This is a genomic window from Actinoplanes sp. NPDC048967 (assembly GCF_040649415.1).
Lineage (GTDB): Bacteria > Actinomycetota > Actinomycetes > Mycobacteriales > Micromonosporaceae > Actinoplanes.
Map to the genome: position 1 here is coordinate 93,791 of NZ_JBEZFL010000011.1, position 18,712 is coordinate 112,502.

The 18,712-nt window shown below is 71.6% G+C and carries 18 protein-coding genes; 9 read left to right on the forward strand and 9 right to left on the reverse strand.

What is annotated here, in order from left to right; genetic code table 11:
- The 6 genes from AB0C12_RS36810 to AB0C12_RS36835 all read left to right on the forward strand — a co-directional run bounded on the left by AB0C12_RS36810 (position 1) and on the right by AB0C12_RS36835 (position 4,836).
- The gene (locus tag AB0C12_RS36810) at positions 1-255 is read left to right on the forward strand and encodes a hypothetical protein (protein WP_360554983.1); all 255 of its coding nucleotides are present in this window, start codon (positions 1-3) and stop codon (positions 253-255) included.
- Entirely contained in the window at positions 252-995 is a 744-nt protein-coding gene (locus tag AB0C12_RS36815; protein ID WP_360554985.1) for a metallophosphoesterase, read from the forward strand. Before AB0C12_RS36810 ends, AB0C12_RS36815 begins: the two co-directional genes overlap by 4 nt.
- A 132-nt stretch (positions 996-1,127) precedes the next feature.
- Positions 1,128-1,271 (forward strand): GPGG-motif small membrane protein, encoded by a 144-nt coding sequence (locus AB0C12_RS36820; protein WP_360554986.1) that lies wholly within the window; start codon positions 1,128-1,130, stop codon positions 1,269-1,271.
- Between the two features lie 205 nt (positions 1,272-1,476).
- Complete coding sequence (locus AB0C12_RS36825) at positions 1,477-2,403, forward strand: MHYT domain-containing protein (RefSeq protein ID WP_360554987.1); 927 nt, start codon at positions 1,477-1,479, stop codon at positions 2,401-2,403.
- A 43-nt stretch (positions 2,404-2,446) separates the two neighbouring features.
- The gene (locus AB0C12_RS36830) at positions 2,447-3,166 is read left to right on the forward strand and encodes an HD domain-containing protein (protein ID WP_360554988.1); all 720 of its coding nucleotides are present in this window, start codon (positions 2,447-2,449) and stop codon (positions 3,164-3,166) included.
- A 38-nt stretch (positions 3,167-3,204) separates the two neighbouring features.
- On the forward strand, positions 3,205-4,836 hold the full coding sequence (locus AB0C12_RS36835) for an alpha-amylase family glycosyl hydrolase (RefSeq protein WP_360554990.1): 1,632 nt from the start codon (positions 3,205-3,207) through the stop codon (positions 4,834-4,836).
- Here AB0C12_RS36835 and AB0C12_RS36840 read toward each other — a convergent pair.
- Genes AB0C12_RS36840 through xylA form a run of 3 tightly spaced genes read right to left on the reverse strand, consistent with a single transcriptional unit; the run spans position 4,814 to position 8,855 of the window.
- Positions 4,814-6,220, reverse strand: coding sequence for an MFS transporter (locus tag AB0C12_RS36840; protein WP_360554992.1), 1,407 nt, complete (start codon positions 6,218-6,220; stop codon positions 4,814-4,816). The two genes, AB0C12_RS36835 and AB0C12_RS36840, sit on opposite strands and share 23 nt — an antisense overlap.
- A 9-nt stretch (positions 6,221-6,229) precedes the next feature.
- Complete coding sequence (xylB, locus tag AB0C12_RS36845) at positions 6,230-7,645, reverse strand: xylulokinase (RefSeq protein ID WP_360554994.1); 1,416 nt, start codon at positions 7,643-7,645, stop codon at positions 6,230-6,232.
- A gap of 22 nt (positions 7,646-7,667) precedes the next feature.
- The gene (gene xylA / locus AB0C12_RS36850) at positions 7,668-8,855 is read right to left on the reverse strand and encodes a xylose isomerase (RefSeq protein ID WP_360554996.1); all 1,188 of its coding nucleotides are present in this window, start codon (positions 8,853-8,855) and stop codon (positions 7,668-7,670) included.
- An 89-nt stretch (positions 8,856-8,944) separates the two neighbouring features.
- Between xylA and AB0C12_RS36855 the strand changes: the two genes are divergently transcribed.
- Positions 8,945-10,117, forward strand: coding sequence for an ROK family protein (locus tag AB0C12_RS36855; RefSeq protein ID WP_360555401.1), 1,173 nt, complete (start codon positions 8,945-8,947; stop codon positions 10,115-10,117).
- Positions 10,118-10,344: 227 nt separating this feature from the next.
- Here AB0C12_RS36855 and AB0C12_RS36860 read toward each other — a convergent pair whose 3' ends face one another.
- Positions 10,345-10,821 carry a MarR family transcriptional regulator gene (locus AB0C12_RS36860; RefSeq protein ID WP_360554998.1) on the reverse strand — a complete coding sequence of 159 codons (477 nt, stop codon included), beginning with the start codon at positions 10,819-10,821 and terminating at the stop codon, positions 10,345-10,347.
- Between the two features lie 50 nt (positions 10,822-10,871).
- Between AB0C12_RS36860 and AB0C12_RS36865 the strand changes: the two genes are divergently transcribed.
- Positions 10,872-12,005 carry a PP2C family protein-serine/threonine phosphatase gene (locus AB0C12_RS36865; RefSeq protein ID WP_360555000.1) on the forward strand — a complete coding sequence of 378 codons (1,134 nt, stop codon included), beginning with the start codon at positions 10,872-10,874 and terminating at the stop codon, positions 12,003-12,005.
- A gap of 53 nt (positions 12,006-12,058) precedes the next feature.
- Here AB0C12_RS36865 and AB0C12_RS36870 read toward each other — a convergent pair whose 3' ends face one another.
- The 3 genes from AB0C12_RS36870 to AB0C12_RS36880 all read right to left on the reverse strand — a co-directional run bounded on the left by AB0C12_RS36870 (position 12,059) and on the right by AB0C12_RS36880 (position 15,880).
- On the reverse strand, positions 12,059-13,759 hold the full coding sequence (locus AB0C12_RS36870; RefSeq protein ID WP_360555002.1) for a VWA domain-containing protein: 1,701 nt from the start codon (positions 13,757-13,759) through the stop codon (positions 12,059-12,061).
- A 182-nt stretch (positions 13,760-13,941) separates the two neighbouring features.
- The gene (locus AB0C12_RS36875; RefSeq protein WP_360555004.1) at positions 13,942-14,994 is read right to left on the reverse strand and encodes a lactonase family protein; all 1,053 of its coding nucleotides are present in this window, start codon (positions 14,992-14,994) and stop codon (positions 13,942-13,944) included.
- A gap of 79 nt (positions 14,995-15,073) precedes the next feature.
- Positions 15,074-15,880, reverse strand: coding sequence for a hypothetical protein (locus AB0C12_RS36880; protein ID WP_360555005.1), 807 nt, complete (start codon positions 15,878-15,880; stop codon positions 15,074-15,076).
- A gap of 166 nt (positions 15,881-16,046) precedes the next feature.
- On the opposite strand from AB0C12_RS36880, the gene AB0C12_RS36885 reads away from it, so the two are divergent.
- On the forward strand, positions 16,047-17,759 hold the full coding sequence (locus AB0C12_RS36885; RefSeq protein WP_360555007.1) for a BTAD domain-containing putative transcriptional regulator: 1,713 nt from the start codon (positions 16,047-16,049) through the stop codon (positions 17,757-17,759).
- A gap of 16 nt (positions 17,760-17,775) precedes the next feature.
- Here the strand turns inward: AB0C12_RS36885 and AB0C12_RS36890 are convergent, their stop codons facing one another.
- Both AB0C12_RS36890 and AB0C12_RS36895 read right to left on the reverse strand, forming a co-directional pair.
- Positions 17,776-18,375 (reverse strand): ATP/GTP-binding protein, encoded by a 600-nt coding sequence (locus tag AB0C12_RS36890; RefSeq protein WP_360555009.1) that lies wholly within the window; start codon positions 18,373-18,375, stop codon positions 17,776-17,778.
- Entirely contained in the window at positions 18,356-18,706 is a 351-nt protein-coding gene (locus AB0C12_RS36895; protein WP_360555403.1) for a DUF742 domain-containing protein, read from the reverse strand. The genes AB0C12_RS36890 and AB0C12_RS36895 overlap by 20 nt, the downstream gene beginning before the upstream one ends.
- Between the last annotated feature and the right edge of the window lie 6 nt (positions 18,707-18,712).

The following is an 18,712-nucleotide window of genomic DNA, read 5'->3' on the forward strand; positions in this document are numbered from 1 at the left end:
ATGACACCACAGCTCGACGAATACGTGGAGGCGGAGATCCAGCGCCTGCTCACCGAGAACGGCGCGATCGCCGAGCAGGGCATCACCCTGCAACGCCGCGAGCACCTGCTGGTGCTCGGCGGTGAGGTGGAGAGCGCCCAGCGGCGCGACGAGATCTGCCGGCAGATCACGGCGAACTTCCCGGACGTGGAGATCGCCTGCGACATCGGCATCGTGCGCGCCGCGGCGCCCAGTGAGGTGGAGGAGATCTCATGATCCGGATCGCCGCCGTGGGCGACGTCCACGTCGACAAGGACGTCCTGGGCCGCTACCGGCCCGCGCTCGAACAGCTGCCCGGGGTCGCCGACGCGCTGCTGATCGCCGGGGACCTGACCCGGCACGGCACCGTCGAGGAGGCCAAGTGCATGGCGACCGAGTTCGGCGAGCTGGGCGTACCGGTCGTCGTCGTGCTCGGCAACCACGACCACCAGAGTGACCAGCAGGAAGCCGTCGGCGACGTGCTCCGCGACGCGGGCATGACGGTGCTGGAGGGCGACGCGACCGTCCTGGAGATCAACGGTCATCGGCTCGGCATCGCCGGCGCCAAGGGCTTCGGCGGCGGGTTCGCCGGGGCGTGCGCCAGCTCGTTCGGCGAGCGCGAGATGAAGAACTTCGTCGGTACGACGGAGGCGATCGCCGAGCGTCTCGGTGCGGCGCTGCGGGGGCTCGACTGCGATGCCCTGGTGGCGCTGACCCACTACGCCCCGGTGCCCGAGACACTGGTCGGTGAGCCGCTCGAGATCTACCCGTTCCTGGGGTCGTACCTGCTGGGTCAGGCGATCGACTCGGCCCCGACGGCGCTGGCCCTGCACGGGCACGCGCATCACGGCAGCGAGCGCGGCCGTACGCCCGGCGGCGTGCCCGTCCGCAACGTGGCGCACCCGGTGATCAAGCAGGCGTACAACGTCTACCAGCTGCTGTCGGAGGACGTCGACGCCGGTCTCGCGACCGTCTGACGACCGCCCGGCCGTCCGGCCCCGTCCCGCCCGCGAGGGTGGTGGCGGGGCCGCTGTCGTTCGTGGAGTTTTTTCGCCCCGGTGCCCCGGGTCACAGGTTTTGGATTTTTGGCCGTCGGGTACCAGATCGACATGTCACTCTTGCTTTGGATCCTCGCAGTCATCCTCGTGGTCGCCGGCATCCTCGCGCTGTTCCGGCGGCAGATCCTCTGGGGCGTCGTCCTCATCATCGTGGGTCTCCTCGTGGGCCCCGGTGGCGTCAGCATCTTCAGTTAGACCCCCCTCCCTCCCCCGGCAGTTTCCTGACCGGTCACGACGACCGCACCGGGGCTGCCGTATGGCTACCTCTCGCAGGCAGCCATACGGTGGCCCCGGTTCTCTTTGTGTAGTGGGCCGCACACGACGTGCGATGTCCCACATCGGACGTATGGCGTAATCCTCAGCGAACTGTTCCCGATGTTCGTGAGGGCGTGACGACAAAGTGGCCGAGGTCCATCACTTCACCTACGGAGCCTTCAACCCGATCGCGGCGTACCTGGTCGCGTTCCTCGGTTCCTTCCTCGGCCTGCTCGCCACCGGCCGGGCGCGCAGTGCCCGCTCCCGCAGCCGCCGCAACCGCTGGCTGGTCATCGCCGCCTTCTCGATCGGCGGCGCCGGCATCTGGCTCATGCACTTCACCGCGATGCTCGGCTTCGACGTGCCGCAGAGCCCGGTGCGGTACAACCCCTGGTTGACCATGGTGAGTCTGGGCCTGGCCGTGGTCACCGTGGGCCTCGGCCTGATGGTGGTCGGACACGGCCGGCGCAGCCTGCCGAAGATCGCGGTGGCAGGCTTCTTCACCGGCATCGGCGTGCTGGCCATGCACTACACCGGGATGGCCGGGCTGCACGTGTCCGGCAAGATCCATTTCAATCCGGCCCTGGTCGCCGCGTCCGCGATCATCGCGGTGGTGGCCTGCGCCGCCGCCCTCTGGTTCGCCGTCTCGGTCAAGGGCATGAGCGCGATGACCGGCGCCGCCGCGCTGATGGGCATGGCCGTCGCCGGCATGCACTACACCGGGATGGCCAGCATGTCCGTCGAACTCAGCCCGACCGTCTCCACCGACGTCCACGGCATCAAGCCGCTGCTGATGATCGTGCCGATCACGCTGGTCAGCGCCGCCCTCATCCTCGGCGTCGCGCTGAGCGCCCTGCAGGCGATGACCGACGAGGAGTTCACCTTCGGCGAGGACGTGCCGCGCCGCGGGATGCACGCCGAGAACCCCTGGTCGCTCAAGCAGGCGTCGATGTCGGCCATGCGGCGCGCCCCCGGCAGCCGCCCGTCGCCCGGCACCCGGCCCTCGCCGCGCCCGGTCCCGCTGCGCCCCAAGCCCCTGATCGACGAACCGCTGATCGACGTCCCTTCCTGATCGCGCACCCACACGACCGCCGCGTCGGGTATACCTGATCGGCATGGCGCCAAGGATGCTGCTGTCGATGCCGTTGCACGCGATCACCGAGGTGTACGGCGAGGCGGGTCTGCGCGAGCGGTTCTCCCTCGAACTGCTCGAGTTCCCGCCCGACGACCGGCGGCAGCTGGAGGAGGCGCTGGACCTGGCGGCCCGGCTGCACGCCGACGACCGCCGGGTCCGCGAGCCCTACCTGAACCACCTGCTGCGGGTCGCGATCCGGATCATCCGCTACTACGGCATCCGGGACGTGGACGTGCTCACGGCGGCCCTGCTGCACGACGCCGTCGAGGACCACCCCGCCGAGCTGGCCGGTCTCGACCCGACGCTCGGGCACCAGACGCTGACCGACGCCGCGGTGGCCGAGCTGGCCCGGCGGTTCAACCCGCGGATGGCCGAGCTGGTCCGGTCGGTCACCAACCCGGAGTACGACCCGGAACGCGACAAGCACGAGCAGTACCGGGCCCACGTGGCCGACAATCTCGACCGCGACCCGTGGGCCCGGATCATCAAGATCTCCGACTTCACCGACAACGGCGTCGGAGTCATCCACACCACATATGACAAGGCTCGCAGCTCGGCGATCAAGTACCGGCCGCTGGTGCCCAAGCTGCGCGAGCTGGTCGGGCGCCCGGACACCCCGCTGTCCGTCGCCGCCAAGGACCACATCCTGGACCAACTCGATTTAGCAGAGGAACGCTTCGCCGCGATTCTGGACGGCTGACGGGGGTCCGCCGGGTCTTCGCCGTTAGCCTGGAAGACATGCCATCCCCCGAGACCGATTGGTGGCGCAGCGCCGTCATCTACCAGATCTATCCGCGTTCCTTCGCCGACAGCAACGGCGACGGGATGGGCGACCTGCCCGGCATCACGGACCGCCTGAGCGACCTGCGCGAGCTCGGCGTGGACGCGGTGTGGCTGTCGCCGTTCTATCCGTCGCCGCAGCACGACGCCGGCTACGACGTGGCCGACTACCGCGCGGTCGATCCGCGCTTCGGCGACCTCGGTGACGCCGACAAGATGATCAGCGAGGCGCGGGCCCTGGGGCTGAAGGTCATCGTCGACCTGGTGCCGAACCACACCTCCAGTGAGCACGCCTGGTTCCGGGCCGCCCTGGCCGCCGCGCCCGGCAGCCCGGAACGCGAGCGCTACATCTTCCGCGACGGCCGCGGCCTGGACGGCAGCGAGCCGCCGAACGGCTGGAAGAGCGTCTTCGGCGGGCCCGCCTGGGAACGCGTCAGCGACGGCCAGTGGTACCTGCACCTGTTCGACGTCTCGCAGCCGGACCTCAACTGGGGAAACCCGGACGTCCGGGCGGAGTTCGTCTCCGTGCTGCGGTTCTGGCTCGACCGCGGCGTCGACGGCTTCCGGGTCGACGTGGCGCACGGCCTGATCAAGGACGCCGAGCTCGCCGACTGGCAGTACGCCGGTGAGATCCTCGGCGGCCTCGCGCCCGAGGGGGCCCCGCCGCCGCCGATGTGGGACCAGGACGGCGTGCACGAGATCTACCAGCAGTGGCGCGCGGTCCTCGACGAGTACGAGGGCGGCCGCATCCTGGTCGCCGAGGCGTGGGTGCAGCCCGCCGACCGGCTGGCCCGCTACGTGCGCCCGGACGAGATGCACCAGGCGTTCAACTTCGAATACCTCGACACCCCGTGGTCGGCCGACCCGCTGCGCAAGGTCATCGACAGCACCACGGCCGCCAACGCCGCGGTCGGCGCCCCCACCACATGGGTGCTCTCCAACCACGACGTGGTGCGGCACGCGACCCGGCTGGGCTACCCGGTCGGCGAGCCCCGCAAGCACGGCATCGGCATCGGCGACCCGCAACCGGACGTGGCGCTCGGCCTGCGCCGGGCCCGCGCGGCGACGCTGCAGATGCTGGCGCTGCCCGGCTCGGCGTACCTCTACCAGGGCGAGGAGCTGGGGCTGCCGGAGGCCACCGAGATCCCCGACGAATACCGCCAGGACCCGGCCTGGGAACGCTCCGGACACGCCGAGCGCGGTCGCGACGGCTGCCGGGTGCCGATCCCGTGGGAGGCCGACGCCCCGTCGTACGGCTTCGGGCCGGCCGACGCGAGCTGGCTGCCCCAGCCCGGCGTGTGGGCTGAGTACGCACTGGACCGCCAGCGCGGCGTGACGGGCTCGACGTACGAGCTCTACCGGACGGCGTTGCGCCTGCGCGCCGAGCACGGCCTGGGCACCGGCACGCTGCGCTGGGTGGACACCCCGGCGGACGTGCTGGCGTTCCGCAACGGCGGCCTGCTGGTGCTCACCAACTTCGGCGACGCGCCGGCCGAGCTGCCCCTCAACGCCCGGGTGCAGCTGGCCAGCGGTCCCCTGACCGACGACGGCCGGGTGCCGCAGGACGTCACTGTGTGGGCGCGGGTCTGACCTCTTCCCGCTTGCCGTAGGTGGCCAGGGCCGCATGGGTGTCCGCCATGTCCCTGGCCACCGTCCGGCTGGCCAGCCAGTACATGACGCCGGTCGGGATGAAGAACAACTGGAACGCGGCCAGGCCGACCGCGTAGTTCAGCGGGGGCGGGAAGGCCCCGGCCAGCTGCCGGAACACCAGCGCGACCAGGGCGTTGCCGCCGGCCCGGCCCACCCCGTTGACCAGGTTGCCCAGGCTGTACACGGTGCCGCGGTGCTCCGGCGGGTTGACGTCGGCGATCAGCGCGAACCAGTTCGGCGAGTTGGCCGAGGTCAGGGCCAGCGCGAAGACGGCGGTGGCCAGGCTCAGCCCGACCGTCGGCTCGGTGCAGACCTGACCCAGGATGGCCAGCACGACGGCGCCGGCGCTGCCGCCGTCCGGCACGTCGATGCGGAACGGCACGAAGAACAGCACCACGTAGAAGGGCACGGCGGCGATGACGCCCACGGCCGCGACCAGGGCCCGGCCCCGGGGGGTACGGCGTTGCAGCCGGTCGCCGATCAGCCCGCCCAGGATCGACAGGGCCCCGCCGAGCTGGAACAACGTGGCGAAGACGCTGCCCACGATCACCGCGGTGGCCGTCGTGTAGCCCTGATCCTCGGCCCGCGAGCGGAACAGCACGGGCAACCACACCAGCGACCCGAAGGCGATCTGCGCGGTCAGACCCTGCAGGATCAGCCAGATGTTGGTCCGCCGGCGCAGGATCCGGGGCAGGTGGTCGTGGTGGATCCGCTCGTCGTACTCGACGCCGGCCAGCTCCGGCTGACTGTCCCCGCGCGGCACGTCGAAGGTGAAGACGTACGCCACCGTGGCGAGCACGCCGGCCACGGCCACCACCAGGAACGGCCGTCGCCAGTCGGCCGAGCCGAGCACGCCGGCCACCAGGGTGCCGACCAGGGTGCCGACGCCCTGCGACAGGCCCCAGAAGCTCATCACCAGGCCCCGGCGCCGCGGTGAGATCAGGTCGCTGACCACCGAGAAGCTGACGCTGGCGACCCCGCCCAGCCCGATCGCGGCCAGCACCTGGGACAGCAGGAACGACGGATAACTGCCGGCCAGGCCGGACCAGGCGGTGCCGGCCACCCAGATCAGAGTGCCGGCGATCAGCACCGGCTTGCGGTCGAGGCGGTCGCCCGCGTACGCCCAGGCGATCGCGGCCACCGCGCTGATCAGGAACATCACCGTGGTGGCGAGGGCGATGTGGCCCTCGCCCACGGCGTAGTCGTCGGCGATGCTGCCGTACAGCGGCGGGACCAGGTTGATCGCGACGTTGTCGAGGGAGGCGAGGATGACGAAGACGATCACGCTGTACGCGCGATGCGCCGGTCCTCCCCGCCATCTCACGCGACGAGGTTAGCGGGACACCCTGTCGACAACCGCGTCGCGGGCGGCGGCGTACTGCTCCCGGATGATCGGGGCGCTGCTGTCCTCGTACACCTCGGGGGTCTCGGCGGACCACGTCGGTGGCGCGTCACCACCCACCGTGACCCACGCGGCCTGGCGGGCGGCCCCGTCCGCGACGTATTCGCCGGGCGGCGGGACCAGCACCGGCAGGCCGAAGAGGGCCGGCGCGATGCGGCGGACCGCCTCGCTGCGGGCGCCGCCGCCGACCAGCACGATGCGGTTGGCCGTCGCCCCCTGGGCGACCAGCGCGTCCAGGCCGTCGGCGAGCGCGCACAGCATGCCCTCGACCGCCGCCCGGGCCAGGTGCGCCGGGTCCGACGTGCGCAGGGTCAGGCCGTGCACGGCACCGGTCGCGTTCGGCCGGTTCGGGGTGCGCTCGCCTTCCAGGTACGGGATCAGCACCAGCCCGTCCGCCCCCGCGGGCGCGGACAGCGCGAGCCGGGACAGCTCCTCGTGGTCGACGCCGAGCAGCCGGGTCGCCGCGTCGAGGACCCGGGCGGCGTTCAGCGTCACGACGATGGGCAGGAACCGGCCGGTGGTGTCGGCGAAGCCGGCGACCGTGCCGCTCGGGTCGTCGGGGGCGACGTCGGAGGAGACGAACACCGTGCCGGACGTGCCGATGGAGATCATCACGTCACCGGGCAGCGCTCCCGCGCCGAGGCCGGCCGCGGCGTTGTCGCCCGCGCCCGGGCCGAGCGGCGCGCCGTTGGGCAGGTGACCGGCGACGCCGGTCGGGCCGAGCACCTCGGGCACCAGCAGCCGCCGGCCGAAGCCCAGTTCGAGCAGGTCGTGCCGGTATTCGTTGGCCTTGGCCGACCAGTACAGCGTGCCGCTGGCGTCGCTGCGGTCGGTGCGCAGGGTGTCCAGGCCCTGCGCACCGGAGAGCTTCCAGGTCAGCCAGTCGTGCGGCAGGCAGACCGCCGCCACCCGCTCGGCCGCCGCCGGCTCGTTCCGGGCCAGCCAGCGCAGCTTGGTGAGCGTGAAGCTGGCCACGGGCACGATGCCGACCGCGTCGACCCAGGCCCGGCGGCCGGCGTCGCCGCCGCCGAGGTCCTCGATCAGGTCGGCCGCGGCCCCGGCGCTGCGGGTGTCGTTCCACAGCAGCGCCGGGCGGACGACCTCGCCGTTGGAGTCCAGAACCACCATGCCGTGCTGCTGGCCGGCGACGGACGCGGCCGCCACGTCGTCCAGGCCGCCGGCCTCGTCGATGGCCTGTTGCAGCGCGGACCACCAGGCGTCGGGATGCACCTCCGTCCCGTCGGGATGGGTCGCCCGCCCCTGCCGGACCAGCTTGCCGGTCTCGGCATCACGGATGACCACCTTGCAGGACTGTGTCGAGGAATCGATCCCGGCTACCAGCGTCATGGGGTTCATCTTCCGCTAGAGATCAGCGTGCGCGCAGCACGTGGTCGATGGCGAGCTGGTGGAGCTTGACGAAGTGGTAGCCCTGGGCACCGGCCGCGTCGACGTCGTAGTTCTCGAAGGCGCTCTTGTCGTTGAGCAGATCCTGGTAGCTCTCGCCGTCGTTCAGCGTCGGCTTCGACAGCTCCAGCACCTTGGCCTCCTCCAGCGCCGCCTGCACCTCCGGGTCGGCCCGGAAGGCCGCCGCGCGCTCCTTGAGCAGCAGGTACATGCGCATGTTGGCCTTGGCCGACTCCCACACGCCCGAGTAGTCCTCGGTGCGCGACGGCTTGTAGTCGAAGTGCCGGGGGCCGTCGTAGCCGGGGCCGCCGCCGGGGCTGCCGTTCTCCAGCAGGTCCACCGTGGCGAACGCGCTGAGCAGGTCGCCGTGGCCGAAGACGAGGTCCTGGTCGAACTTGGGACCGTGCTGGCCGTTCAGGTCGATGTGGTAGAGCTTGCCGTGCCACAGGGCCTGGGCGATGCCCTGGGTGTAGTTGAGGTTCGACATCTGCTCGTGGCCGACCTCGGGGTTGATGCCGAACAGCTCGGGACGCTCGAGGTCGTTGATGAACGCGATGGCGTGCCCGGCCGTGGGGAGCAGGATGTCGCCGCGGGGCTCGTTGGGCTTGGGCTCGATGGCGAAGCGCAGGCCGTAGCCCTTGTCCTCGGAGTACTGGGCGAGCAGGTTGAGGCCCTCGCGGTAGCGGTCGAGCGCGGCCTGGACGTCCTTGGCCACGTCGTACTCGGCGCCCTCCCGGCCGCCCCAGAACACCAGCGTCTTGGCGCCCAGCTCGGCGGCGAGGTCCATGTTGCGCAGGACCTTGCGCAGCGCGTACCGGCGGACGCTGCGGTCGTTGCTGGTGAAGCCGCCGTCCTTGAAAACGGGGTGGGTGAACAGGTTGGTCGTCACCATCGGCACGATCAGGCCGGTCTCTTCGAGGGCCTTCTTGAAGTTGGCGATGATCCCGTCGCGGGTGGACGCGTCGGAGCCGAACGGCACCAGGTCGTCGTCGTGGAAGGTGATGCCGTACGCCCCGAGCTCGGCCAGCTTGTGCACCGCCTCGATCGGGTCGAGGTCGGTGCGGGTGGCGTCGCCGAAGGGGTCACGGGCAGTCCAGCCGACGGTCCAGAGACCGAAGGAGAACTTGTCTTCGCGGGTGGGCTGGACCGACACGGTTACCTCCACGTAACAGTTTCGATTTGTTTATTGGTTGAATTATTTGACCGCGGTGTGGCATTGTCAAGGGTGTGACGGGCCGGATGATGAGTGCTACGGGATCCCCGGTCCGGCAATCGAGCGTGCGGGCCCATAATCTCGCGCTGGTGCTGCGTACCGTGGCGAACAGCCCAGATCCGATATCTCGGGCATCGGTGTCCGCGGCCACGGGGCTCACCCGGGCCACCGTCTCCGCACTCGTCGACGACCTCGTCACCGGCGCCCTGCTCACCGAACGCGAGCCGGCACCCCGCACCGGAGCCGGCCGGCCCGCCGTCGGCCTGGTGGTGGCGCCGGACGGCCCGGCCGGCCTGGGCCTGGAGATCAACGTCGACTACCGGGGCGCCTGTGTCGTCGACCTCACCGGCGCGATCCGGCACCGCCTCGTGGAGCCCGGCGATCAGCGCCTCCAGGATCCGCAGGCCGCGCTCGCCGGACTGGGCCGGCTCGCCGCCCGGGCCCGGGCGCTCGCGGAGGCGGACGGGCTGACCGTGGCCGGCGCGGTGCTCGCCGTGCCGGGCCTGGTCGCCGCCGACGGCATGGTGCGGATCGCCCCCAACCTCGGCTGGCAGGACGTCACCGTCGGAGACCTGCCCGACGGGCTGGCGATGACCGTCGACAACGAGGCCAACCTGGCCGCGCTGGGCGAGCTCGACGTCGGCGAACTCCCCCAGGACTTCGTCTACGTCAGCGGCGAGATCGGCATCGGCGCCGGCATCGTGCTGGACGGCGCGCTGTACCGGGGCTCCCGGGGCTGGAGCGGGGAGATCGGGCACATCCCGATCAACTCCGACGGGCCGAGCTGCCGGTGCGGCGCCCGGGGGTGCCTTGAGCAGTACGCCGGCCAGGAGGCTGTGCTCCGCGCCGCTGGCGTGGGCACGGTCAGCGCACTGGCCGCGGCGGCGACGGCCGGGAAGCCTGACGCGCTGACCGCGCTGACGGCTGCCGGCGCTGCGCTGGGTATGGCCATCGCTACCGTGGTCAATCTGCTCGATGTCCGGACGATCGTGCTCGGCGGCAGCTACGCGTCGCTGCTGCCCTGGTTGCGGGACGGCATCGCGGCTGAGGCGGGTCGGCGGGTGCTCACCGCCGCCTGGTCGCCGGTGGAGCTGCGGGCTGCGGCGCTGGGGCCGGACGCGGCGATGCTGGGGGCGGCCGGGTCGGTGCTGCGTGGCGTCCTTGACGATCCCGCGGCCTGGCTGGCCGGCCGCCGGCCGTGATTCCGGGTCGCTGCGGCCGTCGCGCGGCGCGGCTCACCAGGCGATGATCTGGAGATCAGGGCCGCTGCTCCGCTGGCAGCCACGGCCAGGAACTCGCCGGCTGCGTTGTCTCCGGACCCGCGACCGACGGGTAGCAGCAGCTGAGGGGTGAGCGGGCCCTCGGCGGCCCGGTGGTGGGTGGGCTCACGCGGTGAGCACGCCGCGCCGGACCGGTCTCGGCCGTAAACTCAGGCCGAGCGGGCGGCCGAGCCCGGCGCCTCGTCGGCCGCGGCGGCGAATTCGGTCAGGCCGCGCAGCAGTGCGGCCCGGCCGGTGGGCGTCATCCGCTCCAGCACGTCGGTCAGCAGCTCACGGCGGGTGGTGCGCAGGTGTTCAAGCAGCTGGCGGGACGACGGTGTCAGGAACAACGCGATCTCGCGGCGGTCCGCCCGGCCCGGCGCGCGTTCCACCATGCCCGAGGCCACCAAGCGGTCGCAGAGCCGGCTGGCCGAGGAGAGGATCATCCGCAGCTGCGTCGCCAGGCCGCGCAGGTTGATGCCCTCCTCGCGTTCGACCACGAGCAGGGCGCTCAGCTGTGGGCCGGAGAGCAGCGGGGTGGCCCGCTGGCGGGCGGCATCCCACATCGCCAGCAGCGCGGGCGCAGCGTCGTCGACTGCCGCGGCGCGCATCGGGTCCGGCCCATCCGGCCCATGGTGTTCGGCCATGGTGCGACAGAGACTACCCGTACGCCGCAGGCTGTCGAGGGGTGGAAACCGTGTCCGACCGATTGACCGCGGTCCGGCGCGCGCTGCGCGACGCGCCGGCCGATCGCCTGGTCGAGTGCCTCGCGGAGGCCGTCGCCAAGGAGTACGCGGTGACCGACCTCGATCTGCTGCTGGTCGATTACCGCCTGGCCACCCTGCTGCCGCTGCTCGACGGCCCACCGGTCACCCGGGCCGGCGATCCGGCGTGGCGCGCGTTCGACCACCAGGGTGAGGTCGTCGCCGGGCACACCGGTTTCGCGCCGGTGACCGCCCGCGGCGAACGGATCGGGGTGCTGCGCTTCACACCGGTGCCCGACTCGGACGGCACGCGAGCCGAGTTGGCCGAGGTGGCCTCGATGCTCGCGCACGAGTTGCAGGCGGCGGCCGCCGGCACAGACCGGTACGCCGTCGCCGCCCGCACCAGGCGCCTCACGCTAGCGGCGGAGATGCAGTGGGAGTTGCTGCCCGGGCGCAGCCGCACCGGCCCGTCGTTCAGCCTGGCCGGGCAGCTCGAGCCGTCGTACGCGGTGCACGGCGACAGCTTCGACTGGGCCGAGCAGGACGGGCGGCTCTACCTGAACGTTCTCAACGGCCACGGCGACGGGATGAACGCCGCCCTGTTGACGTCGCTGGCCACGTACGCGTTGCGCAATGCCCGCCGCGCCGGGCTGGCGCTGGCCGACCAGGCCGCCCTCGCCGATCAGGCGGTCTTCGCCCAGCACCGCGGCGACCAGCACGTGGAGACGCTGCTGCTGGAGCTCGACCTGCGGACCGGGGTGGTGCAGGCGGTGGACGCCGGCTCGCCGCGGATGATGGTGCTGCGCGACGGCGAGGTGCAGGACGAGCCGCTGGAGGCGCAGTTCCCGCTCGGCATGTTCGAGACCTCGGAGTACCGGCCGCAGACCTTCACCCTGCGCCCGGGCGACCGGCTCCTGATCGTCAGCGACGGCGTCTTCGATGCCGCCACGGACAACAACCGCTACGGCGAGTCCGCGTTGCACCGGTTCGTCCGGCGGACCGGTTCGCTGGCCCCGTTGCAGGCGATCCGCTCGCTGCTGGGTGATCTGCGGGCCTTCGTCGGCGGTGACCTGGACGACGACGCGGTGGCCGTCTGTCTCGACTGGACCGGCGGCACGACGAACTGAGACGGCCGCCGGCTCCCTCGCGGGAACCGGCGGCCGTGGTGCCTGTCAACGGGTCAGCTCTTGGCACCCGAACGGGACGAGATCGCCTCGAGGAAGATGTCGGCGATCTTCGCGGGGTCGGGCGCGACGAACACGCCGCCGTCGCGGGTCGCCTTGGCGATCGCTTCCAGCTCGCCGCGGTCGACCTCGTTGCCGATACCGATGATCACCAGGCGCACCGGGCGGGTCGGGTCGGCCAGCTTCTTGAGCTCGGCGACCAGGGTGGCCCGGCTGATGCCGTCGGGGTTCTTGTTGGCCCCGTCGGTGAAGAGCAGCACCGAGTTGACCCTGCCGCCCTGCCAGCTGTCCTGCACGTTCCGGTAGGCCGCCAGCGCCGTGTCGTAGAGACCGGTCTGGCCGCCCTCCTTGGGCTGGATCTTCTGGATCGAGGCGGCCAGCGCGGCCCGCCGCGAGGAGAGCGGACTGATCGGCTCGATCTGCTTCCACGGCCGCTTCCCCACCAGCTCGGTGGAGAAGATCCAGGTGCCGACCGCCCACTTGTCGTCGAACAGGGCGAGGCCCTGGGCGGCGGCCCGTCTGGTCACCTCGGCGCGGGTCAGGCCACCGGCCGTCGGCACCTTGGTGAGCATCGAGCCGGAGACGTCGAAGACGGCGAGCGCGCGGCCCGGCAGGGTGATCGCGGCCCAGCTGCCCAGCGCCCGGTTGAGCGCGCCGGCGTCCAGGCCCGCCGCGGCGGCGCCCTCGGAACCACCGGCGGGCTTGGCCACGGCGGGTGAGGCCGGCGGCGCGCCGACCGGGGCCGCGAAGCCGTTGCCGACCGTGCCGTCGGCGGCCCGCAGGCCCGAAGCGGCCAGCTCGTTCTTGAAGCTGGGCTGCTCCAGCGCCTGGCGCAGACCGGTCGCGGCCGCGGCCTTGGTCAGATCGACCTCGGGCATGACCGCGTACGGGTAGTCCAGCGCCGGCGGGGTCGGCTCGAGGTAGAGCGCGGCGAGCTTCACCTCCGGGCGTTCCGCGTTGTACGCGACCACGTCCTCCTCGGACAGCGGTGCGGCGCTGATGCTGCTGGCCAGGTCGGCCGCGTCGAGCGAACGGGGGAACTTCTGCAGCAGGTCGTCGCGCAGCGAGGAACTGCCGGCGGCGAGCGCGCGCAGGGCACCGACCTGGGTGGCCTTGGCCGCCGGGTCGGTGCCGGTGGCGCTGCCCAGAGCCAGCAGACCGGCCAGCCCGGCCGCGTCACGGGTCGGGTCCACGATGCCGGTGCGCAGCGAGTTGCCGGTGGTGATCTTGGCCAGCAGGTCGGACCAGGCGAGCTTCTTGTCGGGCCAGCCGACCTGCTGGGCGACCGGCTCCGGCATGGCGACCACGACCGGGCTGCGGGCGATCGACTTGCCGTCGGTGGGCACGAAGCCGGAGGCCTCGGAGCGCAGCCGCAGCAGCCAGGTCGACGAGTCCGGCAGCCACACGTCCGGGACCAGCGACGACTTACCCGCCGGGGGAAGACCGGTGAGCGTGACACCGTGCTTGAGCGCCAGGGCCGAGGCCGTGGTCGCGGGGTTGACACCGGTCACGTTCACGGCGACACAGGTTCCGTTGACACTGGCACCACCGGAAGCCCACTGCTGAGCAGCGCGGTCCACGGCGGGGGCGATCTCGGGAGCGGCAGCGACGGTCAGCTTGATCTGACCGGAGCACTTGTCCGCGGCGAGACTCTGATAGCCGAGCCAGGAACCAGCGAGGACGACAACGATCGCCATCGCTGATGCGACGACGCCGGCTCCTCTGAGATTGAAGTTTCTGCGATGGCGGCCTGACACGCGCTCCATACTGCGCAGTAGGAGACGCGAATGCCATATACGTTCGGCCGAAAGTTACTCGGATTGGGGTTTTCCCGTACTTAATTCACGTTACGTGATGAAGCCAATCCGGGCCGTGCAGGCTACCGGGTGACCGGATTCCAGCGCAGTACGCACGTCGGACTTCCCTCGACCACCGGATCGCCCTGGGCCTGCGGGATGCCGGTGTCCGGGTCGATCCGGAAGATCGTGACGTTATGTGAACGCTCGTTGGCTACGTACAGGTGATCCCCGAGCAGGGCGAGGTGCCGCGGCCACTGCCCGCCGGTCGCCACCTCGGCAACCACAGTGCCGCCGTCGGGTTCCCAGGCGAACACCGCGACCGTGTCGGGCCCGCGGTTGGCCACGTACACGAAGCGGCCGTCGCGGCCGGTCGCCAGCTCCGAAGGATAGTTCGACTTGTCGGAGCTGCTCGCCGCCCCGCCGGCCAGTTGCAGCCGGCCGTCCGAAGTGTCCGGTCGGTACCAGGTCAGGTCGCCGGTGAGCTCGCCCACCAGCAGCAACGCGCCGTCGAGCGCATACCGCAGGTGGCGCGGACCGGTGCCGGGCGTCGCCACGATCGCGGCGCCGACCAGCGTCAACCGGCCGGACACCGGGTCGAGCCGGGCCCGCCACACCCGGTCCGAGCCCAGATCGGAGATCAGCACGTCCGGGCCGAACGCAACCGGCGCGACCATGTGCGCGTGCGGCCCCTCCTGGCGGTCCCCCACCGGACCCTGCCCCTCGAACCGGAGCAGGTCACAACGCTCGCCCGGCACACCATCGACGTCCAGCGGGTGCACGGACACATCGCCGCTGAGGTAGTTGGCCACCAGCAGGTGGCGGGCGTCGGCCGAGACCGCGAGGTGACACGGGGCCGAGCCGCCGGTGGACTGCACAGCCAGCGGGGTCAATGACGCGTCCTCCGCGATCGCGAACGCGCTCACCGTGCCCGCGTCCAGCTCGTTCACCGCGTACAGCACCGGCAGCCGGGGGTGCTGGGCCAGGAAGGACGGCGACGGGGTACGGGCGACGACGCCCAGCCGGGTCAGCTCGCCGGTGGCCCGGTCACGCCGCAACAGCGCGATGCCCTCCCCCTCGCCACCACTCTCACCGGTGTAGCAGCCGAGGAAGACGTACTCGTGATTCGCGCCCATGCCCCAGATCCAATCACGGGTGGGCGGCGGGCGCGCGGACCCCCGTCAGACCCGCGCGACCGCCGCTGTCCCCCGTACCTCAGGCGTTGATCAGCTCGTAGGCGGCCCTGGTCGCCGGCTGCTGCTCGTCCGCCGCCGGCGGGACCGGCGTGGGGGTCTTGCCGTAATCGGCATAGGTGATCTCGTAGCTGCTGGCCTTGGTCTTGCCCGCGGCCGGGATCCGCACGACCGTCGAGGTCAGCCGTCCCTCGCCGTCCACCGTCGCCTCGAACGGCACCGCCTTGGCCTTGTCCCCCAGCGCTTTCAGCCGGGCCGGCTCGACCACCGACGAGTCGCCCAGCTGGGTCAGGTCGGTCGTGCCGGCGAAGTGCCCGGCGGTGGTCTGCTGGACGTCGACGATGGCCCGCAGCACCACACCGGCCTCGCCCGGATCTGTCTCGTTGTCGTAGGCCACCGGCACGTCGTCGGTCTTGACCTTGGCCGGGTCGAGCAGCATCCACTTCTTGGGCAGTTTGGGCAGACCGCTCAGCCCCTCCGTACCGGTGAAGCGGATCTTGATCCAGGACTGCTTCTTCACCACCAGGTAGTCCGAGTGCAGCGTGAAGCCCGCGTCCGGTTCCTTGTACCGGAAGCCGACCCGGTAGCTCTGCTTGCTCGCGTCGAACTCCCCGACGGTCGGGGTCTCGCCGTCTTCCACCTCGAACCGGAAGCTGCCGGTCGAAGCGTCCGGCAGGGACTTCAGCAGGGCGTCCCGCGGTGCGAGCGGCTTGGCCGAGGCGGGCCCGGCCGCGTCCTCGACGGCGTCCGCGACACCACAGCCACCGGCCGCGACGCTCACCGCGAGCAGGACACCCAGACCGGCCAACCGAGCCTCAGAAACATTCATCACGTCATCGCTTTCTCTCCCGCGGCGGCCGGCCCGGCCGGTCCGCCTTGTCGAGTTGACGCAGTGAAGCCTGGGTGACAGTGCTGCCGCCGGGCTGCCGCTATGCTGCTGCCGGCTGCCGTTCCGCTGCCGTTTCCCGTACGGGCTGCTCAAGGGGGGTATCGCGGTGACCGCAACACCGTCGGACCCCGCACTGCGGTTCGAGATCCTCGGTGACGTACGCGCTCTGCGCGGCACCGAGGAGGTCGATCTCGGGCCGGCGAAGCAGCGTGCGGTGCTCGCCGTGCTGCTGCTGAACGCCGGCCGGCCGGTGCCGAGCCACCAGATCGTCGACGCCGTCTGGGGTGACGAGCCCCCGGAGAACGGCTCCAACGTGGTCCAGAAATACGTGGCCGGGTTGCGCCGGGTGCTGGAGCCGGACCGCTCGCCGCGGACCCCGGGTGAGCTGATCGCGCTGGCCAACGGCGGGTACGTCCTGCGCGTCGACGCGGGCGCCCTGGACGCCGACCGGTTCCAGGCCGGCCTGGCCCAGGCCACCACCGAACGCAAGGCCGGGCAGCTCGCCGAGGCGGCCGACACCTTGCGCCGGGCGTTGCAGCTGTGGCGGGGTGAAGCGCTGGCCGGGCTGACCGGGCCCGCCTTCGACTCCGCCCGCACCCGGCTCACCGAGGCGCGGGCCACCGCGTGGGAGAAGTGGGCCGACATCGAGCTGGCCCGGGGCAACCACACCGGGCTGATGCCGGACCTCGTACGGCTGGTCGAGCAGTTCCCGCTCCGCGAGGGGCTGCGCGCGCAGCTGATGATCGCGCTGCACCAGGGCGGCCGGCAGGCCGAGGCGCTGGCCGCGTTCCGCGACGCCCGGGCCTATTTCCTGGAGGAGTTCGGCGTCGAGCCGGGCGAACGGATGCAGGAGACGCACCGGAAGATCCTGCGCGGCGAGCCGTTCTACTCCGAGCCGGTCGATCCGTGGGCCGACAGCGACGACATCCCGGCGCCGCGCGCCTCCCCGGAGAACGCCCGGCCCGCGGCCTCGGCCGTGGTCGCCCCGCCGGGTGGTTACGTGCAGCAGTACGTGCCTCCGGACGTCACCGAGGTGGTGCCGGACCGGCGGCCCGCGCCCGGCCCGGCGCGATACCCCATCGGTGCGGCGGCCTGGGGACTGGCGCCGCCGGCGCCGCCGGCGTACGCGCCGCCCCGCAAACGGTTCCCGGTCGGCGAGGTGATCATGGCCGCCGTGCTGCCGATCATCATCTGCTCGTTCGGCAGCTGGATCTACTTCGTGTACGCGGGCATCCGCCGCCAGGAGCGACGCCAGTTCCTCTTCGCCCTGGGCTACGCGGCGCTGTTCGTGGTGGCCTTCGTGATCGCCGCGTCGAATCCGAGCCCGGTCGACAGCCCCGACCTGAACCCGACCGAGTGGATCGCCTTCACGATGTTCGCTGTGATCGCCATCGCCTCGGCGGTGCACGGCGCGGTGCTGGCGTCCCACCCGGGTGACAGCCCGCGCAGCCGAACCCTGCGCGACCAGGCCCGCCAGTTCGCCACCTTCGACCCGGAACGGGCCCGCGCCCTCGGCATCGGCCGGCCGGACCTGATGCGCGCCTTCGACGACGGCGGCCTGGTCGACGTGAACCACGTGCCCGGCAACGAACTGGCCCGGCTGCCCGGGATCAGCTCCGAGCAGGCCCACGGGATCGTGATCGACCGGCTCAACCGCGGCCCGTACGCCCAGCCCGAGGACCTCGTCATCCGCGGCGTGCTGCCGATGCGCGCGGTGAACCGGCTCTCCTCGAAGCTGATCTGCCTGCCGGTCGCGCAGCACGGCACCCCGCCCGGCGGCTGGCCGGCGCCGTACCCGTCAGCGCAGCACTACGGCTGACGCCGCGCCGGCGACCTCAGCGGGCGCCGGCCGCCAGCAGCTGCCGGCGGGCCACGTACTCGACCAGCTCGATCAGCACGTTGCGGGCGGCCAGCGGCTCCCGGGCGTCGAACTCCACCACCGGCACATCGGGATCCAGATCCAGCGCCTTGGCCACGGCCTTCGCGCCGAAGCGCCGGTCGGAGTCGAAGCAGTTCACCGCCACGACGAACGGCGTGCCGCGCTGCTCGAAATAGTCGATCGACGGGAAGCAGTCCGCCAGCCGCCGGGTGTCGGCCAGTACGACGGCACCGAGCGCACCCTGCGACAACTCGTCCCAGAGGAACCAGAAACGGTCCTGCCCCGGCGTGCCGAACAGATAGAGCTGCAGATCCTCGGTGATCGTGATGCGACCGAAGTCCATGGTGACGGTCGTCGTCCGCTTGCCCTCGACGCCCGAGGTGTCGTCGGCGCCCTCGACACCGGTCAGCACCTCCTCGGTCTGCAACGGCCGGATCTCGCTGACCGAGCCGACCATGGTGGTCTTGCCCGCACCGAACCCGCCGGCGATGAGGATCTTGAGCGCGACCGGGATACGCGAGCGCGTGCCGTCTCGGTCAGAGCGCACGGAGTCCATTGACAACCGCCTTGAGTACGTCGACGTCGTGCGGCTGAGAGGCCGCGGGGGGTTCGTAGAGCGAAATCAATCCCGCCGAGCGTAGATCACCCAGCAAGACCCGGACGACCCCGATGGAGAGGTCCAGTTTGGAGGCTAGTTCCACGACGGACGTGGGCTCCCACGCCGCGCCGACCAGAGCATGATGCTCCGGTTGCAGCGACGGTGCCGGCGGCGCGTCGGGCACGGTCGCCACCACGAAGGCGACCAGGTCGAACTCGCCGCCGGAAGGGGCGACCCGGCCCTGGGTGACCGCATACGGCCGGACCACCGGACCCGCATCCTGGTCCATCCAGTC

Excerpts from the sequence above, each read along its gene's own strand:
- AB0C12_RS36830 (WP_360554988.1), top strand. The coding sequence starts at position 2,447 with ATGGCGCCAAGGATGCTGCTGTCGATGCCGTTGCACGCGATCACCGAG.
- AB0C12_RS36860 (WP_360554998.1), bottom strand. The coding sequence starts at position 10,821 with ATGGCCGAACACCATGGGCCGGATGGGCCGGACCCGATGCGCGCCGCG.
- AB0C12_RS36810 (WP_360554983.1), top strand. The coding sequence starts at position 1 with ATGACACCACAGCTCGACGAATACGTGGAGGCGGAGATCCAGCGCCTG.
- AB0C12_RS36820 (WP_360554986.1), top strand. The coding sequence starts at position 1,128 with ATGTCACTCTTGCTTTGGATCCTCGCAGTCATCCTCGTGGTCGCCGGC.
- AB0C12_RS36875 (WP_360555004.1), bottom strand. The coding sequence starts at position 14,994 with ATGGGCGCGAATCACGAGTACGTCTTCCTCGGCTGCTACACCGGTGAG.
- AB0C12_RS36815 (WP_360554985.1), top strand. The coding sequence starts at position 252 with ATGATCCGGATCGCCGCCGTGGGCGACGTCCACGTCGACAAGGACGTC.
- AB0C12_RS36855 (WP_360555401.1), top strand. The coding sequence starts at position 8,945 with ATGAGTGCTACGGGATCCCCGGTCCGGCAATCGAGCGTGCGGGCCCAT.
- AB0C12_RS36835 (WP_360554990.1), top strand. The coding sequence starts at position 3,205 with ATGCCATCCCCCGAGACCGATTGGTGGCGCAGCGCCGTCATCTACCAG.
- AB0C12_RS36880 (WP_360555005.1), bottom strand. The coding sequence starts at position 15,880 with ATGAATGTTTCTGAGGCTCGGTTGGCCGGTCTGGGTGTCCTGCTCGCG.
- AB0C12_RS36870 (WP_360555002.1), bottom strand. The coding sequence starts at position 13,759 with ATGGCGATCGTTGTCGTCCTCGCTGGTTCCTGGCTCGGCTATCAGAGT.
- AB0C12_RS36890 (WP_360555009.1), bottom strand. The coding sequence starts at position 18,375 with ATGGACTCCGTGCGCTCTGACCGAGACGGCACGCGCTCGCGTATCCCG.
- AB0C12_RS36895 (WP_360555403.1), bottom strand. The coding sequence starts at position 18,706 with ATGGACCAGGATGCGGGTCCGGTGGTCCGGCCGTATGCGGTCACCCAG.
- xylB (WP_360554994.1), bottom strand. The coding sequence starts at position 7,645 with ATGACGCTGGTAGCCGGGATCGATTCCTCGACACAGTCCTGCAAGGTG.